Consider the following 20,373-nt stretch of genomic DNA (forward strand, 5'->3'; position numbering starts at 1 on the left):
GTTCAGCACGAGGATATAAGCGACTGGAGTAAACCACATGAACGACACGAAATGTCGTTTTAAATACTTGTACTATAGTCATAGGACTTACGCATTGACGGATTCAAAAAAGTATTAAAATACTTTATAAAGTATCTGTGATCAGACGAATTAAACATGCTTCTACAGCAACTTGTACATTACCCATTTATATGGGCTTTCTCATGACAGAACCGAACTCTATTAGCTGCACACAACTTGCCGAGACTTATAATATCTCGCATGATAGTGTAAATCGCTTTCTAGAGCGTGAAGACTACACACCTCACGACCTATATCAAGAATCAATTCAACATATTGATAATAATAAACTTATAGTCAGTATTGATGATACTGTTTTAGATAAACCATATAGTCAACATATGGACTTGGTTAGCTATTTTTGGTCAGGCAAACACCACCGATCCGTCAAGGGTATTAATCTCATTACCTTGTATGCGACAGATCAAAATGGTCAAAACATTCCAATTAATTTCCGAATTTATGACAAATCTGAAAGTAAAACCAAGAATGATTACTTTATGGATATGTTAAGTGAAGTACTCAGTTGGGGTGCAAAGATTCAATTTATTACAGGTGATAGTTGGTATTCATCGACTGGAAATCTAAAAACCATAAGAAAATATGGTATTCGATTTATGTTTGGTATCGACTGTAACCGTAAGGTTTCCCCAGAAAAAGGACAATGGTTTCAACTGCGTTTATTGCCAGATTTCCATCAGGGTCAAGTGGTCTGGCTCAAAGATTTTGGCTTTGTACAATTATTTAAGACTCAGTTAAAAGAACAGCAGAGGTTTTATATTGTGCATCAAGATGAAGATGATTTATTGTCCTTTGAAGGTTTTCATGAATTACATTCAAGTCATTGGAAAATAGAGCAATATCACCGGGTGATTAAACAGGTTTGTCATATTGAAAAGTTTCAAGTAAGACGATCTAAACTGATTTTGAATCATATTTTTTCAGCCTTGATGGCCTACGTTGAGATACAAAAGAACCAGTTTGAGCGGATCTTTGAAAATATATATCGTTGGCAGAAGAAATTATTTAGACCAATTATCAAAAACTTCATTGATGACTTTATTCTCGATAAAAATCATCTGCTACCACAGAGAATCTATAAGTAATAGTGCGTAAGTCCTAAGTCACTATTAAGAAAAATACTGTTAAAATAATTGGATGAAGACACTCAAATTACGCATAAAAGACAAACATTGCAAGGTGCTAAATCAGTTAGCATCCGAAGTAAATTTTGTTTGGAATTATGTCAATGATTTGTGTTTTAAACATCTTCAAAAAAAACAACAATTCTTTTCAGCATACGATATTGCAAAATACACGAAAGGCACATCGAAAGAATGCAACTTGCACAGTCAAACTATTCAGGCAGAGGTGGTCCCACTTGTTTGAACAACTAAAAGCGTATTTATAAGTGATATTCCGCTCTAGTTAAGCCACCTTGTTTTGTTGGGGTAGCTGATCATAGTAAAACTCATTTGGTGTCATTTTGTCTAGACTCGAATGAGGTCGTTTCAAATTATAAAACTCAAAATATGCACTTAATTGCTTTTTCGCATCTGTGACACTGCTATAAGCTTTGAGATACACCTCTTCATATTTAACGCTCCGCCATAATCGTTCAACCATCACATTATCTACCCATCGACCTTTACCATCCATACTGATTTGAATGCCATTTGATTTCAATACATCAATAAATGCATCACTGGTGAACTGACTGCCTTGGTCTGTATTCAATATTTCAGGTGATCCATATTTTTCAATCGCTTCATTTAAAACCGAAATACAAAAATCCACCTCCATACTAATCGATACCCTATGCGCAAGTACCTTGCGGCTATGCCAATCAATCACAGCACATAAATAAACAAAGCCTTTTGCCATAGGGATATACGTTATATCCGTAGACCACACTTGATTACTGCGCTGAATAGCCAACCCTTTGAGCAGATATGGATATTTACGGTGAGCTTGATTAGCCTGGCTTAAATTTGGTTTGCAATATAACGCCTGAATACCCATTTTCTTCATTAAAGTACGTGTATGACGTCGTCCTATATGATGCCCTTGACGATTCAACAAATCACGCATCATACGACTGCCTGCAAAAGGATATTGCATATGTAATTCATCAATACATCGCATCAGCTTCAGATCTGATGAGCTAACAGGTTTTGGGCGATAATAATAACAACCACGGGAGACTTTCAGCAGCTTAGCTTGCTTAGATACTGAAATCTGAAGTGAGTCGTCGATTAACTTTTGTGGTTGAAGCGGCCCAGTTTCTTCAACACACCTTCTAAAAAATCAATTTCTAATGCCTGCTCACCGATTTTTGCATGTAACTTTTTAAGATCAATGGGGGGTTCTGATGGAGCTTTTGATTGATCGAAAGCTTGCGAGGAAGCTGAGATCAATTGATTTTTCCAGTCAATAATTTGGTTTTGATGAACATCAAATTCAGCACTCAATTCAGCAAGTGTTTTTTCTGCTTTAATCGCAGCAAGTGCTACCTTAGCTTTAAAATCATTTGAATGATTTCTTCTTGGTCTACGTGCCATAAAATACTCCATATATTGATGTTTATAACATCATTTGAGGAGCAGAATATCACTTATAGGAGTTGTTCAAATTTACGGATCCATCTCTGGCAGTGACAGAAGAATTGGTCACAAGACGCAAGCAGTTCAAAAAAGCAAAACTAAAATGGCGTGTCAGTAATAAAAAATCAGCTAGACGTTCACTAGGTTGGATACCGTTTAAAAAGGTTGCAATCAAATATGCTGATGGCTGTGTTCAATATGGTAAACACCAATTCAAGTTATGGGATAGTTACGGTTTAAGTCAATACAGGGTTAAAACAGGCTCATTCGTTGAAGATAGCCGAGGCCGTTGGTATGTATGTCTTGTAGTTGACAATGCTAAAACAGAGAAAACCACCGCTAAAACCTCAATTGGCATAGATTTAGGTTTAAAAGATTTAGCCACTTGTTCAGATGGTGTAAAACTTAAAGCCCCTCAAATCTATCGGAAATATGAACAAAAACTTGGTATTGCTCAACGTGCAAAAAATAAAAAACGAGTGAAAGCAATTCACGCCAAGATTAAAAATGTAAGACAAAACATGCTGCATCAATTCAGCCATAAACTAGTAAAAGAACATGCAGCAATCTTCGTTGGCAATGTGAATGCCAAAGCATTAGCGCAAACCAAACTAGCCAAGTCTGTGTTAGATGCCAGTTGGACAACACTAAGAACCATGCTCAAGTATAAATGCGAGAACGCAGGGGTATGGTATGAAGAAGTCAATGAAGCCTATACCACCCAAACTTGTTCGTGCTGTGGCTCACGCTCCAGTAGTCCGAAAGGTAGAGCAGGTTTAGGAATAAGAGAGTGGCAGTGTGGTGAGTGTGGTAGCTCATGGGATCGGGATGTAAATTCCGCACTGAATATTCTTGCGCTCGGGCATGAGCGTCTAGCAGTAGGAATCCCCTTGCTTTAGCTGGGGGAGGATGTCAATTTTCAGATAGTCCTCATCTTTATTTCAAATAAAATTCATGCATTCCTTTGAGCGGAATGGCCTATAATCTACGCATCAAGATTAACTAACTCGATCGCCAGACTTTATGATGAATGCCTTAGAACGTCGCTCGACCTTTGCCCTGAGCAGTATTTTCGCACTGCGCATGCTGGGGTTGTTTATGATCATCCCTGTATTCTCGGTAGCAGGGCAGTCATATGAATATGCTACGCCGGCACTGATTGGTCTGGCGGTGGGTATTTATGGCCTGACACAGGCCATTTTACAGATTCCGTTTAGCCTGATTGCAGACCGCTATAGCCGTAAGCCACTGGTGGTTTTGGGCTTGTTGCTATTCGCTCTAGGTGGTGCGATTGCTGCAATGTCTGACACCATTTATGGCGTGATCATCGGTCGTGCGATTGCGGGTGGTGGAGCAGTTTCAGCAGTGGTAATGGCCTTACTGGCCGATGTGACCCGCGAAGAAAACCGCATGAAAGCCATGGCGGTGATGGGCATGAGTATCGGCCTGTCCTTTGTGGTGGCCTTTACCATGGGGCCATGGGTGACAGGACTGGTCGGCATTTCCGGTCTGTTCTGGGTGACCACCGTAATGGGCTTGGCTGCGATTGCGATGTTGTTGATGGTCCCTAAAGTTACCCGTCATCATAAAAATTTTCAGCAGGGCTATCTGGAGCAGCTAAAACAGGTCCTGAAAATGGGGGATCTGAACCGTCTGCATATTTCAGTATTTACCCTGCATTTGCTGCTCACAGCCATGTTTATTTATGTGCCATCGCAACTGATTGAAGTTGCTGAACTGCCATTATCGAGCCATGGTTGGGTCTATCTGCCGCTGCTGGTCGTCAGTCTGTTTTTTGCCTTCCCGAGCATTGTACTGGCAGAGAAATATCGCAAGATGCGCAGTATTTTCCTGACAGCGATTGGCGGGATTATTCTGGGTCTGTTGATCATGATTTTTGGCTTTGAATCCAAATATGTGCTGATCGGTGGATTAGGTTTATTCTTTATTGCCTTTAACGTCATGGAAGCCTTATTGCCCTCATGGTTGTCCAAAGCAGCCCCGATTCAATCTAAAGCCACTGCGATGGGCGTGAATGCCAGTAGTCAGTTTCTGGGCGCGTTTTTTGGCGGGATTATCGGTGGACAATTGTTGTTACTCAACAACACTTCGCTCGGTTGGAGTATTTTATCGGCAATTGCTATAATTTGGCTACTCATGAGTTTTGGGTTGGCTCAACCACGCTATCTTTCATCGCTCGTGCTTCGTCTGCCAGAGAGTAAACAAACAGATGAATGGACTTCTCAACTTTTGGCGATTCGTGGTATTGAAGAGGTTGTGGTCATGTCTGAACAGCAAGTCGCCTTTGTCAAGGTCGATAAACAGCAGGTTGATGATGTTTCGCGACAACAATTAACGCACTTGTTAGGTAAAGAGGTAGCCATTTAAACATAACTCTTATAAAGTAAAATATAGAAATAAATAGGAAGTGTACGTCTGATGCGTGGTGTTAATAAGGTCATTTTAGTTGGTACTTTAGGTCGAGATCCTGAGACCAAAACTTTCCCAAATGGTGGTTCTCTCACTCAATTCTCTATCGCAACCAGCGATTCATGGACTGATAAAAATACGGGCGAACGTAAAGAGCAAACCGAATGGCACCGTATTGTGCTGCATAACCGTTTAGGTGAAATTGCACAGCAATATCTGCGCAAAGGTTCTAAAGTTTATATCGAAGGTTCATTACGTACCCGTCAATGGACAGATCAAAGCGGTCAAGAACGCTATACAACGGAAATCCGTGGTGAGCAAATGCAAATGCTGGATTCTGGTCGTCCACAAGGTGAGCAGGGCGATAACGGGTTTAACCAGCCACGTTTTAATAACAATAACCAGGGTGGCGGTTATAGCAATAATCCACAAGGTGGTTATGGCTCAGCGCCTCAGCAAGGCGGTTTTAACAATAATCAAGGCAGTGGTTATGGCAACAATAACCAAAATAACCAGGGTGGTTATGCGCCGAAGTCTACACCTGCTCCAGTAGCAGCACCGGCAGCCGATCTGGATGATGATCTTCCATTTTAATCCCGATATTAGAAAGGTAAATCATCAACAAAACCCGCCATTTGGCGGGTTTTTCATATCTGGATTCTTCTATTTTTTCACTGAAACCCACATGGTGATCACCGCCCGGAACACGACTTCTTATGCAATATCTTTAATTTCTACATTGACCAGATAATCGCTGCCTTCATTCCATATAAAGTTAGGCTCGGCGGGTGTTGCAATCGCAACTAGGTCAGTGGTAGCTTTTTTGACATATTTGACCTGCATACCCTTGGGAATCCAGCGATGGGTCTTTGGAACGGTTGCATCGGTCATGGTGCCGCCTGCCAGTTCAGCCATATTGCACATGGCAATCGCGTGTACAGTGCCTAAATGATTCAGCACGGCACGATGTTTCTTAATGCTCACTGCGCAATATCCAGGCTTTAAATCTTCAAACAGTGGAGAAATACTGCCGAAATAGGGTGCTTTTAGACAAAGTAATTTAGAAAAAAGATACTTACCGGCTGGCTTATTTTCTAAGCTGTTCCAGATTTTTAGGGCTTGGCTCATCTATAACTTCCTGTATATTATTTTAATCAGAATAATATTCTCATACAGAATATTATTCTGTATTGGCACATCTGACAAAAACCAGACATCAGGTTGCCAGCCTGCTTTTAAAAATAGAGAGGATTTAAATATTAAAAATGCAAAACATGGAATTGCTGGAAAGGATTCTTAAGGGAAGACGGGCTTTACTCAAACGTCAGATTCTGGAATGCGCATTGACAGAATTTCTGCGTACCGGTGTTGCTGCGACTACGATTGAAATGATTCGTGATCAGGCCGATACCAGTATTGGGGCGATCTACCATCATTTTAAAAACAAGGAGGGGATCATTGCGGCACTATATATTGCAGCACTTACGGATCAGTCGAAGCAGCGTTTACAGGCTTTGTCACAAGTTCAGGGTATTGAACGAGGTATACAGGCGGTGATTCAGAGTTATATCGATTGGGTTGTAGCGTATCCTGATTTTGCCCGCTTTCTTTATGCCGCGCATCATACAGTTCAAAGCAGTGACTTCGGAGAAGAATTGCAGCAGTCGAATCAGCAGCGCAATCAGGACTTACAACAATGGCTGGCTCAGCAGGCAGATATCGGGCAATTACAAGCTGTTCCCTTAGAACTGCTTATGTCACTGATCATTGGACCCACTGAAAGTTATTGCCGGAGCTGGTTATCTGGTCGAGTTCAAACCTACCCTAAATACTATGCAGCAGCCTTAGCAAAATCGGCCTGGCAATCTATACAGCATTTTCAAGAAAGTGAAGCCGCCAAAATCGATTAAACAAATCAGAAAGATAAAAATAAAAGGAATTATAAATCTAAAAAACCGATAGTTTTTATGAAAAGTTACGGTTTTACCTGTTGGTGGTTTTTGCGTATTCTTAACTACATCAAATGAACACACACTTTCACGAATAGATAGGAATAGACTTATGAGTTTAATCAATACTGAAGTTAAGCCATTCAACGCAACTGCTTACCACAATGGCCAATTTATTGAAGTGTCTGAGCAAGACATGAAAGGCAAATGGTCTGTAGTATTCTTCTATCCTGCTGACTTCACATTTGTTTGTCCAACAGAATTAGGCGATCTTGCTGATCAGTATGCTGAATTCCAGAAACTGGGCGTAGAAATCTACTCAGTATCTACAGACACGCACTTCACGCACAAAGCTTGGCATGACACGTCTGACGTAATTGGTAAAATCCAGTATCCAATGATTGGCGATCCAACCTGGACTTTGGCGAAAAACTTTGAAGTTCTGATTGAAGCTGATGGTCTGGCGGACCGTGGTACTTTCGTGATCGATCCAGACGGTAAAATCCAGATCGTTGAAATCAACGCGGGCGGTATCGGTCGTGACGCACAAGAACTGCTTCGTAAAGTAAAAGCGGCTCAATATGTACATGCTCATCCAGGTGAAGTATGTCCTGCAAAATGGAAAGAAGGTGAAGCGACTCTTGCTCCTTCAATCGACCTGGTCGGTAAAATCTAATTCGATAACACTTTATCGAAATTGAAAAAACCCAGCCCTCAGCGCTGGGTTTTTTATTATCTACTGCTCATGACTACCTAAATTAACGTCTTATAGCAAAGCTAAAGTTATAAGTAGCTACACAGAAATCTAAGAGTCGAATCGTCTTATATTTGAAATACTGCATTCTAGAAGTACGGTATTGATGACTGCTGATAAAGCTTAAAATGGCTGCATGTTGATCCTATTGTGTATAGGAGTAAAAGATGAAAAAAATTATTGGTGTTTACCGTAATCAAAACATGCACTGGGTCGGTGACGGCTTCCCGGTGAAAAACCTGTTTTCTTATGATCGTCTGGGGCAGGCCATTAGTCCATTTCTACTGCTGGACTATGCAGCGCCGTATCATTTTGCATCGACTACTGAGCAGCATGGTGTAGGTTCGCATCCGCATCGTGGTTTTGAAACTGTAACCTTGGCTTATCAGGGTGCAGTGACCCACCAGGACTCCAGTGGCGGTGGCGGTACGATACAGACCGGTGATGTACAGTGGATGACCGCAGGCGCAGGTGTAGTGCATGAAGAATTTCATTCTCCAGATTTTGCTCAAAAGGGTGGCCTGTTTGAAATGGTTCAACTCTGGGTCAATTTGCCAGCTAAAGACAAAATGACCGCGCCACGTTATCAGGCCATTGCTGCAGCTGAGATTCCACGGATTGAAATGGATGAAGGCGCAGGACATATTCGGGTGATTGCCGGAGAGTTCGGAGGCCATCATGGGCCAGCACATACCTTTAGTCCGGTAAATGTCTGGGACGGCGAGCTAAAAGCGGAGTATGAAACTACGTTGCATGTGCCTACCGGACATAATGCTTTGCTGGTTGTACTGGCGGGTGAGCAGATGGTAAATGGCAGTCAAAAAGTCCTGGATAGCTCTATTGTCATGTTTGCGCGCGATGATGATCCTGAAATTCAGCTACAGGCCTATCAGGACACTAAATTTCTGCTCTTGACCGGTGAGCCGCTGAATGAACCTATTCAAGGCTATGGCCCATTTGTGATGAATACCAAGGAAGAAATTATTCAGGCATTTCAAGATTTTAATCAGGGTAAATTTGGTGAAATCGTGGTACAGGCCGAATAATACAGGCAGTCTTAAAACAAAGAAGCCTCTGCACAAGCAGAGGCTTTTTTTCTAATGCGCTGGAATTTCTTGTCGTTTTTACGAGTTTCTGAAATAAATTCATTTTGTTTATCTCTATGAATTTATCTCTTTCTTATGCTGCATATTATAGGGTATTTCGCAGTCTTTGTAAACCGATGATTAAAAAATCGGTTAATTAAGCCATTTGTTTTTTAAAGATTTATTTTTAAATATTTAAATATGACGAGAGTTTAAGTCACTCTATATAAAGACGTTTTTTGCTATTCAAAAAATGTAATTTATTTGTAAAGTTGCGTTAACCTAGACTTACGAAAAAAAAGTATTCTGGAAGATTTTAATAACCTATTTGCCGAAAGCATGGTTCATAATTTCTTTTAGTTTTTCAATGACGGATGATCAGATTGGATATCGCAGTAATTGGTAGTGGCATGGCTGGACTGGCTACTGCCAGAATTCTTCAGGACGCAGGACATCGCATTACTATTTTTGAAGCGCTTCAAGGTCGTGGCATGGACAGTCATAGTCTCGAATTTGAAGGAGGCCTCATTGACGCACCTTTACGTGTGATGAATCCTTATCTGTGGAAAAATACCTTAAGTCTGGCGACTCATCTGGGCATTAAAACTTACCCGGTACGTACCTATATGGCCTGTAGCTGGCTGTTTGAAGACCGGGTAGAAACCTGGCTAACCACATCACGTAGCCGAATCGGTAATATTCCGATTATCAATAACCGCAAAGGCATCCAGCAATATGGCTGGCGTCTGGTTAAAGGTTTGCTGCAACTCAAAACAGCCTTGGCAAAATTCTTTAAATCCAAAAATCAGGACATCAGCCTGGCAGAATTTATCAATCGCAATGAGATTGAAGAAGTGTTCTGGCATGGTGCGGTGATGCCGGTGCTGTATACCATCTGTACCTGTAACCCGAAAACTATTGGTGAATGGCCAGCCAAACCGCTATTGATTTTCCTGCGTCAGCTAACGGATGGTGATGCCTTGTTACGTATGCAGGGCGGTACTCCGGCTTTGGTAGACAAACTGATTGAAGGCATTCACATTGAAAGTGGTGCACCAATTGTCTCAGTGAAAGAGCAGGGCGACAAAGTACTGGTAGAAAATGCAGCGGGTCTGTCGAAAACCTTCGATCGCGTGGTGGTTGCGACACCAACCAATCATATTGATGAATTCCTGGATCATGAACAGTTTGGCCGTGATATCGAGCTGTTAAAGAAATTCAGATTTGAACAGGGTGAATTGGTCATTCACCGCGATAGCAGCGTGATGCCACCAAAGCGTAAGGATTGGGCTGTACTCAGCTATATGATGGATCGCAAGTTTACCCGTCAGCAATTTACGGTTTGGCTGAATGCGGTTGAACCGAGTCTGGTGGGTAAATCACCGGTATTCCAGACCTGGCGCCCTGTGACTGAGATTGATCCGAAAAAAGTGATTTCATCAGTGACCTTGACCCGTGCGGTAGTAGATGCCAATACCATCGCTCTCAATAAGGAATTACAGCATCGTCATCTGGAAATGAACCGTAAAGTGTTCTACTGCGGTTCGTGGTCATCGGATGGTTTGCCAATTCTGGAATCTGCTGTGACTTCTGCTATGAAAATTGCCGCAATTATGGGGGCACCGTTGCCATTTGAAGGACTTAAACCTAAGATCGAGGTAGCACCCCAACTCGGTTATTGATTGATGCAATGGTTTCAGGCACTTCGTCAGCGTCTTCCTCAACATAAATATGCAATTGATGCATCGTTGCTGGGAGATCAGTCACAGTTGCCCTGGAGCAATCTGGGTTATTGGTGGGCAGGGCAGCAGAATTATGTAGCTGCCTGTCGAACTTTGGCCGACCGTTTGGCAGAAACGGTCGGTTTAAATTCAAAGGATAAATTGCTGGATCTGGGCTGTGGCCAGGGTGCCAGCCTGTTGCACTGGCAGCAACACTATCAGGTGCAATATCTGGCCGGTGTAGAACTTCAGCCTGCTTGTGTGGCGAATATTCAACAGCATTTACCTGATCTCAATGCCATCTATCTGGCTTCTTTCCTGCGTTTAAAAGACATGCATTTTTCCCAGCGCTTTGATGTGGTGCTATGTCTGGATGCTGCCTATCATAGTTCCGTTCCCGAACTTCTAGATCAGGTACGCAGTGTTTTGAACACCAATGCACGGATTGGCTTTCATCATCTGATCTTGTCTGAAAAATGGAACAGCTTGAATGCGCTGCAAAAGCGTAAATATCAGTTTCTGCTGAAATCCGCCGATGTCAATTTAAAAAACCTGATGTTGAAAAATGAGCTTTATCATTGTTTGGAAAATTTTGAATTTAAGAATATTCAGATTGAAGATCTGTCCGAAGCGGTATTTTCAGGTTTTGCTGATTATGTAAATCAGAATTTAAATTCAAAGAAATTGAAACAGAAAGGCAAAAGACTGGATCAGTTTAAACTTCAGATGACGGCAAAGCTTTGTCGGAAGTTATATCAGGATGGGATCGTGCGATATGTACAGGTGACAGCGCAGGCGATCTGAATATTCAAGGCAAAAAACAGCTATATAAAAATGCCAAGCCTAGAAACATCAAAGCCTCACTAAAAAGCGAGGCTAAGAAAATGGTGCCGGCACACGGATTCGAACTGTGGACCTACTGATTACAAGTCAGTTGCTCTACCAACTGAGCTATGCCGGCGTTGTGGAGTGCATTTTACAGATTTTTCTTAAGGGCGCAAGCCAAAAAATAACCGTTCAATCTTATAACCAATTTTTTATTGCTGATCATTGAATCATCTGCACTCAGGCATCTACATTTAAATCATGAAATTGCCCACATCGGTGATATGGGCAAGGGTAAAGGACTGATATTTAAAATCTATTATGAATAAGTTAAAAGGGAATTATCTGCTTTTGAGTATCCGATCCAGGTCTTGTGCGCATTCCTCTAAAGTAAAGGCCATATCAAACTGCATTTGAGGTTTGAGTTCTTGAGCGAGACTTCTCCACTGTTCAATTAGTTTTAGGGCTTTTTGAATCTTATGTTTGTTGACGTCTTTGGCAATGGTTGGGGTATAACCACCGCGTTTGGCATTTTTTATCTGTTTCATGTAGTTTGCGCTGTTATTCATGTCCACTCTCCGAATAGCAGTGTTTCCACTTTTTTTCTAACCCAAATAAGGAAGACTCAAGCAATAACGTTTTCTATCTTTTGGTTTTTTATTCTCCTTTTATCCTGTTTTGATTCCACCATAACATAGCGATGATGACAATGAAGTTAAGCTATTTTTATGCCAGTTTTTACCTCTATCATATAAATAAACTAAAAGAAGAACATAAAGTTAAGAAAGCAATAAAAATAGATATATCATGGTTTTATCCAGAGAATTTATTTCAATATATCCCAGCCTATATCCTGACGCCTTTAAATCTGTAAAAAGAAAAAGCAAGCGATACTCACTTCAAAAATAACCAGTAAAACGAATTATCCTTTTTCAACTCATCTGTCCAAAGTGCTCACTCTTAGTATTCTAGACTATAAAAAAGCCCAATATAAAATTGGGCTTGGGCTTAAGGCTCGACTTCTAGCGGATCACCATCTTCAGGACGAAGATGACGTGTGCCATCATCCGCAGGATCTACACTTGATCCATCCTTAGTAATCGGGTTGTACATTTCGTCCTCTTTTTTATCGTCAGTGAACTCTTCATCTTCGAAATCCAGAGGCTCGTTATCATCATCAAAATTTAGGGGTTTTTCATCATCTTTCATAGCAATCCATCATTTTTTTACTAAGATAGGATCATGCTCGAATATTCCTCAGTGTCATTCAACAGCCATCCGGCATCATTTATGTAACTTATATAGTTATTCTTTTATTTTTAATCCATTCCCTAATAATTTCGGCAACAAAAAAGGCTTAAACCCTTTAGATTTAAACCTTTTAGGACATCATGTGACTACATGATTATGAATTTTGGCTGAGAGAGGGAGTCATATTTGTTTTATAAGTAAATGAAATATAATTAAATAAAAATATATATTTTTAATTATACCCACATTTATACCCCCAACTATATAAGGGTGCTCTTATGTCATCTGATGGTTATTATTAAATGAACAAATAACAACCAGTTGGTATATCTGAATTATTTTACTCACAGTGAATCGATTTTGGCTGTGATCAAACATTCAGGCTATGCGGGACGAATGACCACACATGGTTTTAGATCTCTATTCCGTACAGTTGTAAACGAATCAAATCTGTTTAATCCAGATGCAATTGAACGCCAGCTTGCTCATGTACCTCAGAATAGGATTCGCTCGGCCTATAACCGAGTACAGTACTGGGATGAGAAAGTAAGGTTGCTGAAGTTGTATGAGAAACAAGTGAAAGAATGGATTGTATAGCTACGCCTTTGAGCGTGGTTTTTTTTGCCTGATATTTAATTTTGGGCTGGGAATTTATAGTGAAAAACCTAGGAATCGGGGTAAAAATTATTAGGAATTAATGGTTTGTAATCTAGGAATTGAAGTGCTATTTTAAAGGATCTGATCAGGGGTGAAAGTAGTAATTTACTTAAAAGCATATGGAATTAGAGCAAGTTAATAACGATACTGAAAATGACGTAATTGATACAGTTAATGAATTGGATAGTTGCGAAGACGAAAATTTTGTCATGGCTCTTGATGAAAAAATGGACGATCTTGCATCGTTACTAGTGGAAAAAATTTTAGCAGATAGTCGCTTTGATAAAGTATTGGGTAGCTTAAAGGAGAGGAGCCATCCCACTGAAATTAGGAAATCAACCAAAGAGGAAAGGAGTTATCCTTCAAGAAAAATTCAAAAGATTAGAGATTTAATTGATCCTAACAGAAAACCGCTACAGTTAAGTCAAAAAGTCAAATTTGCTCAAGAGTATTTGAATGTAATTGAGCTGATTTATACTGAGCTACAGACTAAGCTTGGCGAAAATTTTTATAAAACGGATAGCTCTAATAATACGTACCTAGAAATAGTGGATAGGATATTAAATGATCAAAATGATACTGTTGGATTGCTATCTCGCCTTGAACGATTTGTACTGGTATTAGCTTATAGCGCCACACCAGCCTACCTATTTGATGATGAGTATGTAGAAGATTTGGATAAAGAGCCATTGGAAAAGGTCCAAAAGCGAATAACGGCTCTAGGTTATGAATTACTGTATTTATTTAATAATCTGAACACTATACGTGCAATGAATGGAGGGAAATACCTGTCCTCACACATTCAATTATTCTTAAAATTTATGGAAGATTATAAATTTTCACCTGACAGGCATACTGGGCAGGAACGTAATTTACTAAATCAGGAAATTTACTTTAAACCTCTAAACGAACTTAATCATATTGTGTGTGATCTTAAAAATGCAATAAGTAAAGGAGAATTTGATAAGCGACCAACATTTCAATTATCGATGTCAAGCAGAAAAAAATCTTTTAATGATACTGTGAGCGGAATAAATGCTGAAAATTTCAAGACAGCCGTTAATAAGTATTCGAAAAAATTACAAGAAGCTATTACTTATTTTAAAAGCTATAGATCTAGTAATATTACTCTCTATAGATTTCAAATTTTTTTGAGTGCTGAGAACCATGAAATTACCCTAGATCAATTTAAAGATTTTTTTAGTGAACTAAATAAGAAGGCAAGTAAGCCTGTGGCAGGTTTTGAAGGATATTTAAACTTTTTTTATTTTTGGGATAAACATGATGATCAATGGTTCCAAGATATTGTGTTGATAATAGATAGCGATACTTTGCTACAAGTAGGTGAAAGCAAACTTAATGGTAGTATTCGAAATGTGAGGCAAGAATTCGAAGATTATGCTGTAGAATTACTAAAGCGTAGAGGAAGCTTCATCTTCGAAAATGATAAAGTGCCCGAAATTGAAGTAGAGCCAGTTTCATTAATGAGACATTTAGATTTACCTTCTCAGATATTACTTGAAGTAAATGATCGTGATGGATGGAACGTATTTGAAAAGAAAATATTACCTTTTTTTGTATATCAGGAATTTTTAGAACTTACTGATGATGAAGAAATTCGAAGTAGATTTAGCAGAGGCACGCGAAAGTTTGATACAGAAATTTGAGAAGATGGGTATAAAAAGTTGTCGCTTCACAATATGATCGGCAAAATGTGTACACAACTAGAAATATGACTATGAAAGCCTAATGAATCACTGCATTTGTAGCTGAAGTCTTAATGGGTATTATAAGGCTATATTATTAATATTACTAATACTAATTAAATATATGCACTTATATGCATATTCATTATATAGAGCTTTTATCTAATTTAAGCCTATATGTAATTTCTTATTGATTAGCCCTATTGCTATGTATTAATAACAGGTACATAGCAATGGAACAAACCAAGATCAATCATTCTTCATTGATTACTGCAATTGAAAACTTTGTAGAAGATACGTTAACTGGACAAAGACCATGGAATGACTATTGGTCTGATTTAGTTGACTTACTCAGAGAGTTACAAGAGCAATATAATTCAAACCTGATATATTCTGCTTATAACCAAGCCATGATTGAGCTAATGTTAGAGTTGGAAAAAGATGTAAGAGCATTTCAATATATCGATAGTTCAATCTTAGAAAAACTAAGATTTCGTGATGTGAAGTCAAGATTTCAAAAGTTTCAAAGACAACATGACAGGGAAGTTCAACGTTTCAAAGAGGATGAGCTAAAGAATCGATGTAAGGCTATGGAGTACACAGAGTTATTGCTAGAACATCATTCTAAATTAGCTGTTATTCGGGTTGATTTATCTTATAAACAGAATAAGCGAAGATTCATTGATATTTCGGACTTTAGGCAAGATATCCGAAAACTACTAGATCGATTACAGGATAGAGATCGTCATTTTAGTGATTTGCTAGGCTATATGTATGCTTTAGAGCAAGGTGCCGAAAAAGGATATCACGCACATTTCTTACTTTTCTATAATGGTAGTCGTGTTAAGTTTGATCGCCATATTGCAGATTGTATTATTGATACTTGGAAAGAAATAACAGAAGAAACTGGACAAGGGTACAACTGCAATACTAAGCAGAATCGTAGAAGTTACAAAGAAAGTGGAAACGATGCTCTAGGTCCTTTAATTCGGGGAGATGATGCTAAAAGAGCTAATGTTTTGAAGATAGTCAGGTATTTCACAGAGCCTACCAAAACAGAGCAGTACCTTCGGGTAAGAGTCAAAAACATGCAGAGTTTTGGTCACGGTAAGTTTAATAGACCATCAAGACGTAATAGCGTAGATACTATAAATAGGGTTAGATTGGATTTACGATTACCCGATGGTCGTAAACGCCCTAAACGCTAAATGAAAATAATCTCAGATATACATTATCTAGGTGAAAACGAGTTTTTAAACTTTGCAAGGCTTGCCAATCGGTGAGCCTTTGTCATTTCTAGAGGTATATATTATGAGTTTAAATTGTCCTTATTGTTTTTCGGATCAGGTTATTCAGGTTGTCAATCAGCAGGTGAGTGGATCTGATTCTACAGGTCTAGCAGCATCAGCTTCATTCGCAACCATCGGTGCATCCATTTCAAAGAGTTTGCCATTGCCTGTATCCCCATTCATTGGTGGTATCGCTGGTGCAGTCATTGGCGGCTTATTTAGCAGCGTGTTTGATGAGCCTAAAAAGCCGATCACTATGACCTATTACCATTGCAACCACTGTCAGCAGAATTTTCGTTGAATCATCATAGGAGATAAGAACGATGGCACATCAAATCGAACAAATTGCCTATGTTGGCGAAACCCCTTGGCATGGTCTCGGTAATCAGCTGAGTCCGAATCAACCACTGGAAGTATGGGCACAGCAAGCTGGAATGGACTGGCGGATTGAATCCTCGAACGTCAGCTATATGGCACAGAATGAGCGTGGTCAGAGCATCATCATGCCATTTGAAGAGCAGCGTGTCTTGTATCGTTCAGATACCCATGCACCTTTATCTGTAGTCAGTCAGCGTTATCAGGAAGTTCAGCCTAAAGAGATTCTAGAGTTCTACCGGGATCTGACTGAGCAGTCTGGCTTTGAGTTAGAAACCGCAGGGGTTTTGAAAGGTGGGAAGAAGTTCTGGGCTTTGGCACGTACCGGGCAAAGTACCGCGTTAAAGTCTAAGGATGTCAGTAATGGTTATATCCTGCTGGCTACTGCGTGTGATGGCACCTTGGCAACGACAGCACAATTCACCAGTATTCGAGTGGTCTGTAACAACACGTTAGCCATTGCTCTACGTGGTCAGAGCAGTAGTGCAGGTGTGGTAAAGGTTCCGCATAGTACCAAGTTTGAAGCAGAGAAAGTGAAACAGCAATTGGGTATTTCAGTGCGTGCATGGGATGAGCACATGTATGAGATGAAACAGCTCACACAGCGTAAGGTGAGTCAGCAGGAGGCCAAAGCTTATTTTGATGCCGTATTCAACAACAGCACCATGTCAATTTCCGATCCTGAAGAAAACATCATTCAGTTCTATCGTAATGTCGCACAGCAAGTTCAGGAGAAAAAGCCTGAACCCAATGGTCGTGCCATGAATAAAGCTTTGGACATGTTCAATGGGCAAGGACGTGGTGCTGACCTGTCATCCGCCAAAGACACTGCTTATGGTTTACTGTGTTCGATCACGGAATTTGTGGATCATGAACGACGTGCCATGAGTACAGATCACCGTCTTGATTCAGCTTGGTTCGGTGCAGGTGCGGGGGTGAAACAACGAGGATTGGAGCAAGCACTTGCTTTGATCGCGTGAAATTAACTAACTCACTTATGTTGAAATCAAGTCACCCCAAACAAATGCTCATCAGAGCACTCATGTAACCCCTCTCAATTAAAACAGCAAACAAATCGCCATACCCGACCTCGTGTCGGGTATGGCTTTTTTATGCATTTCTTTTACAGAGATCAGAATTTATAAGGATAATTCCATGAATCAAATTGTATCTATTTCCCATCAGCCTACGACGGTAGGATCAAAAATTGTAGTCAATCCAACCATCACCACCAAACGCTCAACAGCAGCCAAGCGGCTGGTCAACACCAAAGGGATGGAATATCAGGACTGGCTCGAAGTTCGTAAACAAGGTATCGGTAGCAGTGATGCCGCGACTGCCTGTGGTCTCAATCCCTACATGTCGATGCTGGAACTCTGGCTAATCAAAACTGGACGACAGGCTCAATCCATAGAAGATGAAAGCTCAGGTGTAGCACCGCTGTATTGGGGTAAGCAGCTGGAACCTTTGGTGGCAGAGTTCTATAGCATGCACACCCATAACAAGGTGCGACGGATCAATGCAGTACTTCAGCATCCTGATCCCGATAAATACTTTATGTTAGCCAATCTGGATTACAGCGTGGTCGGCAGTGATGAAGTCCAAATTTTGGAATGCAAAACAGCAGGTGAGCATGGAGCAAAATTGTGGCGTGATGGTGTGCCTTTATATGTGCTTTGTCAGGTACAACATCAACTGGCGGTGACTGGTAAACAGGCAGCGCATGTTTGTGTCTTGATCTGTGGGCATGAAACCAAGATCTTCAAGGTGACGCGGTCTGAATCCGTGATTGAGCATATTGTTCAAGCAGAACGATATTTCTGGGAGTGTGTGGAGAAGGATACTCCGCCATCAGTTGATGCCAGTGAATCCGCAGCTAAAGCGATTCAACAACTCTATCCAGCGCATGTACCTTTAACGGTAGAGGATCTCTCGCAAAATGAAAATGCCAATTTGATGTTCGACCAGCTCATCAAAATGAAGGAAGAGATTCAGCATCAGCAGGAACGCTTTGACCAGCTTAAACATGAAATCCAGATGATGATGCAAGACAAGGAAAGGGCTGTCTTTGCAAATGGCTCGGTAGTTTGGAAGAAAGCCAAGGATTCTATCAGTCTCAATACCAAAGCATTGCTTCAGCACCAGCCTGAACTCATCGAGCTTTATCCACTTGAAAAGCAAGGCAGTCGTCGATTTAACATCTATACCGACTAAGCCCTATTTACACAGCACCAAATCAAAAATTCACAAAAATCGCTCCCCGCTCTCTACCCTTCGGTAGAGAGCAAATCGGTCGCGATCTCTGTAGCACTTTATCTGGCTCTACATTGTTTGGGTAGCTTATTTGGTCCTTGTTCCGACCTACATACATAGACCCAAATTTGTAAGGTAATACATTAAGGAATATCAACATGATTAAAGGTTTAGTAATTACTCCTCCAATACTCGGACGGATCAGTATCGGTCGGATGATCGAGAAGAATGGCAAACGCCTACCGGAAAAGGATGACCAGTTCACCATTACTTCCCAGATTCAAAGCAAAGAAGGCTGGGTGAAGCATCCACTGGATGATCAGCTGAGAGCTAATGCTCCGAATCAAAAGCTACGTTCAATCCCTGTCAGAATGATCTTTAATGATCCTGATTTAAACCTGCGTGCAGAATATAGCCTGTTTGACCGACAGACAGGACGGCCAGTCTGTGTCGGCAACGGTGAAACCTGCCAGCGTTTAACCAATCAAGGTGTAGAGCAACATCCCTGTCTATCGCCAGATTTATGTCCTCTGGCACAAGGTGGTAACTGCAAACCTTATGGACGTTTACATGTGAACCTGGATGACTCAGATGAATTTGGCACCTTCATCTTTAGAACCACGGGCTTTAATAGTATTCGGACTTTGGCTGCACGGTTGAACTATTACCATGCAGCTTCAGGAGGCTTGTTGTCATGTCTCCCCTTGCAATTGATATTGCGGGGCAAGAGTACGACACAGAGTTATCGTCAGCCGGTGTATTACGTGGATCTAACGTTAAGGGAGGGGATCAGTTTAAATGAAGCGATTATTCAGGCGAAGCAAATTGATGAGCAAAGTAAGCAGGCGGGGTTTTATCAGGAGGCTGTGGACTTTACCGCAAGGAAGGGCTTTGGGAATGGAAGGATGGACGTAGACATGGAGGAAGGTTTGGATGTGGTTGAGGAGTTTTATCAGCCTGTTGAAGGCCAGCAGATTGAGGAAACGCAGACTGCATTTGATATTCAACAGGGATTGAAAGGATCAGTGACGGCTTTAAATTAAATCGTACAGGGTAAAACCTTACGAGATTGCCGTATCTCATGAGCGAGTTGCTCGAAATCATGAGATAGGAGTAAACATCATGAATGCATTTGTTGGTCAAACTTTCCCGATGAATCAAATCATTAATATTAAAGAGGTAGTTCAATTTACAAGTATCAGTCGAGCTAAAATCTATGAAATGATCAATGAGAAATCAAAATACTACGATTCTACTTTTCCAAAGCCTGTGCGGCTAAGTGAATCTCGTATTGGCTGGTCAGCTTGGGAAATAAATCAATGGATTGAAGATAAGCTGGAAAATCGTGAATAAAAGTGGGGAGCTTCGGCTCCCTTATTTTTTGGTTTTCAGTAAACTATGGAAATATTAAAAAT

Annotated in this window: 19 protein-coding genes, 1 tRNA gene and 3 pseudogenes; 18 read left to right on the plus strand and 5 right to left on the minus strand. The window is 40.6% G+C overall.

The window, feature by feature from the left end:
* Positions 1 to 137 precede the first annotated feature (137 nt).
* Positions 138 to 1,166, plus strand: a complete 1,029-nt coding sequence (locus FOC32_RS05355; RefSeq protein WP_080633168.1) for a transposase — start codon at positions 138 to 140, stop codon at positions 1,164 to 1,166.
* A gap of 52 nt (positions 1,167 to 1,218) precedes the next feature.
* Positions 1,219 to 1,446: pseudogene (locus FOC32_RS05360) on the plus strand (RNA-guided endonuclease TnpB family protein); the annotation flags it as partial.
* Positions 1,447 to 1,488: 42 nt separating this feature from the next.
* Here FOC32_RS05360 and FOC32_RS05365 read toward each other — a convergent pair.
* A protein-coding gene (locus FOC32_RS05365) for an IS3-like element ISAba14 family transposase (RefSeq protein ID WP_100834114.1) occupies positions 1,489 to 2,633 on the minus strand; the annotation gives its coding sequence in 2 pieces (ribosomal slippage) (positions 1,489 to 2,369 and positions 2,369 to 2,633; 1,146 coding nt in all).
* A gap of 77 nt (positions 2,634 to 2,710) precedes the next feature.
* On the opposite strand from FOC32_RS05365, the pseudogene FOC32_RS05370 reads away from it, so the two are divergent.
* The 3 genes and pseudogenes from FOC32_RS05370 to ssb form a co-directional block, all read left to right on the plus strand.
* Positions 2,711 to 3,562 (plus strand): annotated as a pseudogene (locus FOC32_RS05370) (RNA-guided endonuclease InsQ/TnpB family protein); the annotation flags it as partial.
* Between the two features lie 124 nt (positions 3,563 to 3,686).
* Positions 3,687 to 5,051 carry an MFS transporter gene (locus tag FOC32_RS05375; RefSeq protein ID WP_034170221.1) on the plus strand — a complete coding sequence of 455 codons (1,365 nt, stop codon included), beginning with the start codon at positions 3,687 to 3,689 and terminating at the stop codon, positions 5,049 to 5,051.
* A gap of 51 nt (positions 5,052 to 5,102) precedes the next feature.
* Positions 5,103 to 5,687 (plus strand): single-stranded DNA-binding protein, encoded by a 585-nt coding sequence (gene ssb / locus FOC32_RS05380; RefSeq protein WP_104426724.1) that lies wholly within the window; start codon positions 5,103 to 5,105, stop codon positions 5,685 to 5,687.
* Positions 5,688 to 5,807: 120 nt separating this feature from the next.
* On the opposite strand, the gene FOC32_RS05385 is transcribed toward ssb, so the two are convergent.
* Positions 5,808 to 6,221: a hotdog fold domain-containing protein gene (locus FOC32_RS05385; protein WP_104426723.1), complete on the minus strand. Its 414-nt coding sequence runs from the start codon at positions 6,219 to 6,221 to the stop codon at positions 5,808 to 5,810.
* A gap of 137 nt (positions 6,222 to 6,358) precedes the next feature.
* Between FOC32_RS05385 and FOC32_RS05390 the strand changes: the two genes are divergently transcribed.
* From FOC32_RS05390 to FOC32_RS05410, 5 genes are all read left to right on the plus strand, one after another.
* Positions 6,359 to 7,003: a TetR/AcrR family transcriptional regulator gene (locus FOC32_RS05390; RefSeq protein WP_104426722.1), complete on the plus strand. Its 645-nt coding sequence runs from the start codon at positions 6,359 to 6,361 to the stop codon at positions 7,001 to 7,003.
* A gap of 151 nt (positions 7,004 to 7,154) precedes the next feature.
* A complete protein-coding gene (gene ahpC / locus FOC32_RS05395; RefSeq protein WP_005232609.1) occupies positions 7,155 to 7,718 on the plus strand; it encodes an alkyl hydroperoxide reductase subunit C in 564 nt (187 codons plus the stop codon).
* Between the two features lie 245 nt (positions 7,719 to 7,963).
* Entirely contained in the window at positions 7,964 to 8,842 is an 879-nt protein-coding gene (locus FOC32_RS05400; protein ID WP_104426721.1) for a pirin family protein, read from the plus strand.
* Between the two features lie 413 nt (positions 8,843 to 9,255).
* Positions 9,256 to 10,563, plus strand: a complete 1,308-nt coding sequence (locus FOC32_RS05405; protein ID WP_175966586.1) for an FAD-dependent oxidoreductase — start codon at positions 9,256 to 9,258, stop codon at positions 10,561 to 10,563.
* Positions 10,564 to 10,566: 3 nt separating this feature from the next.
* On the plus strand, positions 10,567 to 11,406 hold the full coding sequence (locus FOC32_RS05410; protein WP_175966588.1) for an SAM-dependent methyltransferase: 840 nt from the start codon (positions 10,567 to 10,569) through the stop codon (positions 11,404 to 11,406).
* Positions 11,407 to 11,487: 81 nt separating this feature from the next.
* Here FOC32_RS05410 and FOC32_RS05415 read toward each other — a convergent pair.
* The 3 genes from FOC32_RS05415 to FOC32_RS05425 form a co-directional block, all read right to left on the minus strand.
* Positions 11,488 to 11,563 (minus strand) — tRNA-Thr (locus FOC32_RS05415).
* 205 nt (positions 11,564 to 11,768) lie between these two features.
* Complete coding sequence (locus FOC32_RS05420; RefSeq protein WP_004781576.1) at positions 11,769 to 11,996, minus strand: hypothetical protein; 228 nt, start codon at positions 11,994 to 11,996, stop codon at positions 11,769 to 11,771.
* 439 nt (positions 11,997 to 12,435) lie between these two features.
* Complete coding sequence (locus FOC32_RS05425; protein ID WP_004781578.1) at positions 12,436 to 12,636, minus strand: hypothetical protein; 201 nt, start codon at positions 12,634 to 12,636, stop codon at positions 12,436 to 12,438.
* Between the two features lie 390 nt (positions 12,637 to 13,026).
* Here FOC32_RS05425 and FOC32_RS05430 point away from each other — a divergent pair.
* From FOC32_RS05430 to FOC32_RS05465, 8 genes and pseudogenes are all read left to right on the plus strand, one after another.
* Positions 13,027 to 13,275, plus strand: a pseudogene (locus FOC32_RS05430) (integrase); the annotation flags it as partial.
* Between the two features lie 179 nt (positions 13,276 to 13,454).
* Complete coding sequence (locus FOC32_RS05435; protein ID WP_175966589.1) at positions 13,455 to 15,002, plus strand: hypothetical protein; 1,548 nt, start codon at positions 13,455 to 13,457, stop codon at positions 15,000 to 15,002.
* A 272-nt stretch (positions 15,003 to 15,274) separates the two neighbouring features.
* Complete coding sequence (locus FOC32_RS05440) at positions 15,275 to 16,249, plus strand: YagK/YfjJ domain-containing protein (protein WP_175966591.1); 975 nt, start codon at positions 15,275 to 15,277, stop codon at positions 16,247 to 16,249.
* 103 nt (positions 16,250 to 16,352) lie between these two features.
* On the plus strand, positions 16,353 to 16,631 hold the full coding sequence (locus tag FOC32_RS05445; RefSeq protein ID WP_125297508.1) for a hypothetical protein: 279 nt from the start codon (positions 16,353 to 16,355) through the stop codon (positions 16,629 to 16,631).
* A 22-nt stretch (positions 16,632 to 16,653) separates the two neighbouring features.
* Positions 16,654 to 17,685: a DUF932 domain-containing protein gene (locus tag FOC32_RS05450; protein WP_175966593.1), complete on the plus strand. Its 1,032-nt coding sequence runs from the start codon at positions 16,654 to 16,656 to the stop codon at positions 17,683 to 17,685.
* Between the two features lie 175 nt (positions 17,686 to 17,860).
* Positions 17,861 to 18,919 (plus strand): YqaJ viral recombinase family protein, encoded by a 1,059-nt coding sequence (locus FOC32_RS05455; protein WP_175966595.1) that lies wholly within the window; start codon positions 17,861 to 17,863, stop codon positions 18,917 to 18,919.
* 197 nt (positions 18,920 to 19,116) lie between these two features.
* Complete coding sequence (locus FOC32_RS05460; protein WP_175966597.1) at positions 19,117 to 20,001, plus strand: hydrolase or metal-binding protein; 885 nt, start codon at positions 19,117 to 19,119, stop codon at positions 19,999 to 20,001.
* Between the two features lie 79 nt (positions 20,002 to 20,080).
* Complete coding sequence (locus FOC32_RS05465; protein ID WP_005180632.1) at positions 20,081 to 20,311, plus strand: helix-turn-helix transcriptional regulator; 231 nt, start codon at positions 20,081 to 20,083, stop codon at positions 20,309 to 20,311.
* Positions 20,312 to 20,373 lie beyond the last annotated feature (62 nt).

It is taken from the genome of Acinetobacter sp. FDAARGOS_724 (assembly GCF_013364475.1).
Lineage (GTDB): Bacteria > Pseudomonadota > Gammaproteobacteria > Pseudomonadales > Moraxellaceae > Acinetobacter > Acinetobacter variabilis.